General features: G+C 39.2%; 3 protein-coding genes. 2 read left to right on the top strand and 1 reads right to left on the bottom strand.

The window, feature by feature from the left end; genetic code table 11:
- The first annotated feature begins 203 nt into the window (after nt 1–203).
- On the top strand, nt 204–1,211 hold the full coding sequence (locus GJU40_RS20270; protein ID WP_154309860.1) for a DUF3231 family protein: 1,008 nt from the start codon (nt 204–206) through the stop codon (nt 1,209–1,211).
- Between the two features lie 294 nt (nt 1,212–1,505).
- Here GJU40_RS20270 and GJU40_RS20265 read toward each other — a convergent pair whose 3' ends face one another.
- Nucleotides 1,506–3,092 (bottom strand): peptide chain release factor 3, encoded by a 1,587-nt coding sequence (locus GJU40_RS20265; RefSeq protein WP_154309859.1) that lies wholly within the window; start codon nt 3,090–3,092, stop codon nt 1,506–1,508.
- 310 nt (nt 3,093–3,402) lie between these two features.
- Here GJU40_RS20265 and GJU40_RS20260 point away from each other — a divergent pair, with 310 nt between their 5' ends.
- Complete coding sequence (locus GJU40_RS20260; protein ID WP_154309858.1) at nt 3,403–3,531, top strand: YjcZ family sporulation protein; 129 nt, start codon at nt 3,403–3,405, stop codon at nt 3,529–3,531.
- Nucleotides 3,532–3,720: the final 189 nt, after the last annotated feature.

The following is a 3,720-nucleotide window of genomic DNA, read 5'->3' as shown; positions in this document are numbered from 1 at the left end:
AATTGAACCGCCGTATACCGAACGGTACGTACGGTGGTGTGAGAGGTCGGGGGTTAGTCACCCCCTCCTACTCGATTGTTGTTTGTATTGCAGAATCGATTAGGATGGTACTAATACCAAACCCATGAATAACATCAAGTTAATGTTTTATAAAAAAGGATGCTGGTTAAACTAACCAAGATAAAATACTAGGGGGTACAAATTTGGAGAACCATAGTACTAATACAAAAATAACTTCATCGGAGCTTGCGAACCTCTGGATGCAGTATGTGAATGATAGCCTGGCACGATGTGTCTTTCGCCATTTTCTTTATCATATAGAGGATAAAAGTGTTCAGGAAGTTGTTCAATATGCCCTTGAAATAGCTGAAGGCCACTTGGTGAAGTGTGAGCAATTCCTTACAAAAGAAGGTTATCCAAAGCCAATGGGTTTTACTGATCAAGATGTTACAGTAGAAGCTCCCCGGCTATTCACAGATACATTTATAATTGTTTATGTACAGATTATGGCTGTCCACGGTATGACTCGATATGCAGGAGCATTGGGGAATATACTAGATGAAGAACAGAGGAAATACTTTAGACACGTTTTGATTGAGACAATGGAACTCTATGATAAAGCAACTACGGTTCTTTTAGATAAAGGGATTATTAGCAAACCACCTACTTTTAACAATCACCAAAAAGTGGAGTATTTAACCAAACAAAATTTTTTAACAGGATGGTTTGGTAGACGCAGGCCAATTAGTGCAGTGGAAGTTAGTGGGACATTCCTTAACTTACAAAAAACAATGGTTAAAATTGTATTGGAATTGGGATTCGGACAGGTTGCCCAATCAAAGAAAGTACAAAAGTATATGGAGAGGGGCAGGCAGCTTTGTCGTAAACATTTCGAAATTCTTTCATTGATGTTGAATGAAGATAATTTGCACATTCCAAGAACATTTGAAACAGAGGTTACTGATTCCACACTTTCTCCATTTTCAGATAAACTTATGCTATTTCATGTTGCAACCCTCCTATCATCTGCCGTTGGATATTATGGAGAAGCATTAGCTTTGAGCCAACGCAGGGATTTAGGAGTCAGCTATTCAACCATGATTGCTGATATAGAAGTAATAGCAGAGGATGGAATGAATCTTTTGATAGATAATGGATGGATGGAACAGCCGCCACTTGCTACTGATCATGAAGGCTTGGCAAGAAATTAATCCGATTCACTGGAGAAAAGAAAATAGGGTAATGGAGAGTATTTTCTGGATCACTATGCATACAGGCAAAGTAAATATGCCAAAAGTCTTCCGAAAAGGTTTGGTTTAAAAGAGGGAATTTCCTCATACTACTGAAGGGCTGCCACCGGGCAGCAGCTGATACAGATGGACTTCGAATGAATTCTCAGTAAAAAACCGCATTTCAATTGTTAAGCTGTACAACAATTGAGGTGCGGTTTTCTAAATGGTCTGCTAAATGAATGGAAATCACATTGTTATCTCGATATTATACTTTTAGTCTGCAGCAGGGTAGCTCTGATAGTTATTAGCTTCCAAGAGATCGACAAGTTCAATGTCTTTATTATTTTCCCTAAAGTAGCGGTATGTGAAGTCATTTTCGAACAGAACAGCGTACTGCCCGTTTCTATCCTTTACAAGGAGGCTTCGCGAATCAAAAACGCGTTTTTCAAACTTCTCACTTTGGATCCAGCGGGGAATTCGGTCTCCTAAAGACACAAATTCTATCTCCACATTATACTCGGCTCCGAGCCTGTATTCCAGCACTTCAAATTGCAGCTGTCCTACTGCTCCTAGTATGATATCATTGGTGGAGTCCTGCCTGAATAACTGGATTGCACCCTCTTGAACAAGCTGTTCAATCCCTTTTTTAAATTGCTTAGATTTCATGACGTTTTTGACCCGTACTTTTCTAAACAATTCAGGTGGAAACTGAGGAAGCTCATTATAGTAGTAAGCATCTTTTCCTTCTAACAATGTATCCCCGATTTGATAAATGTTGGGGTCATAGATACCTATAATATCGCCTGGATAAGCCTGGTCCACTGTTTCACGGTCCCCGGCCATAAACGACTGAGACTGAGTCAGCTTAATGCTTTTGTTTGTTCTGCTGACATTCACGGTCATACCGCGTTGGAACGTTCCAGAACAAATTCTTAAAAACGCAATTCTGTCTCTATGGGCAGGATTCATATTGGCCTGAATCTTAAAAATGTAACCAGAAAATTCTTCGTTTTCAGGAGGTACGAAACCTTCATTTGTTTTTCGCGGCTGAGGCTGCACTGCAAACTGTAAAAAGGAGTCAAAAAATGTTTGGACACCAAAATTAGCAAGGGCACTTCCGAAGAATACTGGCGTAAGCTCACCCTTATGCACCCTGTTTACATCAAAAGAATTTCCTGCTTCTTCTAGAAGTTCGATTTCATTCAAGGTATCAAGGTAGGTCTGATGGGTAGAAATATCAGTTCCGTTCAGCTGATCCAAGGGGATAATTTCTTCTTCTTCATTACCATTATATTTTACAAACGTATTTGTATATCGGTCATGCAGGCCAAGAAATCTCTTCCCCATTCCTACCGGCCAGTTCATCGGATACGATTCAATCCCGAGTACTTCTTCAATTTCAGCTAAAAGGGCAAGAGGTTCCTTTCCTTCGCGATCGAGTTTGTTGATAAATGTAAAGATAGGAATTCCTCTCATGCGGCAAACCTTAAAAAGTTTAATTGTTTGCGGCTCTACACCTTTAACAGAGTCAATGATCATGACAACACTGTCCACAGCAGTCAGAGTTCTGTAAGTATCTTCACTGAAATCCTCATGTCCCGGTGTATCTAAAATGTTAATGTGAAACTCATTGTATGGAAAACTCATTACGCTGGAAGTAACGGAAATTCCACGTTTTTTTTCGATCTCCATCCAGTCCGAAGCAGCGTACTTGCCTGACTTTTTCCCTTTAACTGTTCCTGCTGACCGAATTACCTGGCCAAATAGAAGCAATTTTTCAGTAAGGGTCGTTTTTCCGGCATCCGGATGAGAAATTATTGCAAAAGTTCTTCGTTTATTGATTTCATTTAATAGTGTCATCTCTGTACCTCTTTATTCTCATTATCGTTTGGAATATACCATATATCCCGCTAAGAAACAATTTATTTCAAATGAAGTGAAGTGTGACCAGAATAAAAATTTCCTCTCACAGCTATAATCAGGGACAGAATGACTGTAGGAAAATTACCGTGCGCTGCGCAGATTATAATAAAAACCACTAAGCTGCAACCCTATATTTTTTTCTATATATAAAAATAAATGGGCAAAAGCACAAACCATACAAGCATATGCCCACATATCCTATGGATGTAAACTAAACTACACTAAATCATTTATTGGAGGGAATTCTATGTACGGATATGGCGGTTACGGCGGTTACGGCTGCGGAGTTGGCGGATACGGTGTTGGAAGTACGTTTGTATTGATCGTAGTATTATTTATTCTTCTTATTATTGTTGGAGCAGCTTTCGTTCACTAAGAAAAAGGTCCGTTACGGACCTCAGGCTGTCGAGAAACTCTCGACAGTCTTTTATTTTTTTCTTTTACTTTCCCAATTCACCGCGTTAATTTGGTATAATATAGGTAATAACTCTAGGATGGTGAATGGGATGTTTAAACCAAAAAGAGAATCACAAAATGAAGCGGAATTTGTTTTTATTGAAGACTT

Source organism: Metabacillus lacus (assembly GCF_009674805.1).
Lineage (GTDB): Bacteria > Bacillota > Bacilli > Bacillales > Bacillaceae > Metabacillus_C > Metabacillus_C lacus.
This window is presented reverse-complemented; position numbering and strand designations above follow the sequence as displayed.

Excerpts from the sequence above, each read along its gene's own strand:
- GJU40_RS20265 (WP_154309859.1), bottom strand. The coding sequence starts at position 3,092 with ATGACACTATTAAATGAAATCAATAAACGAAGAACTTTTGCAATAATT.
- GJU40_RS20260 (WP_154309858.1), top strand. The coding sequence starts at position 3,403 with ATGTACGGATATGGCGGTTACGGCGGTTACGGCTGCGGAGTTGGCGGA.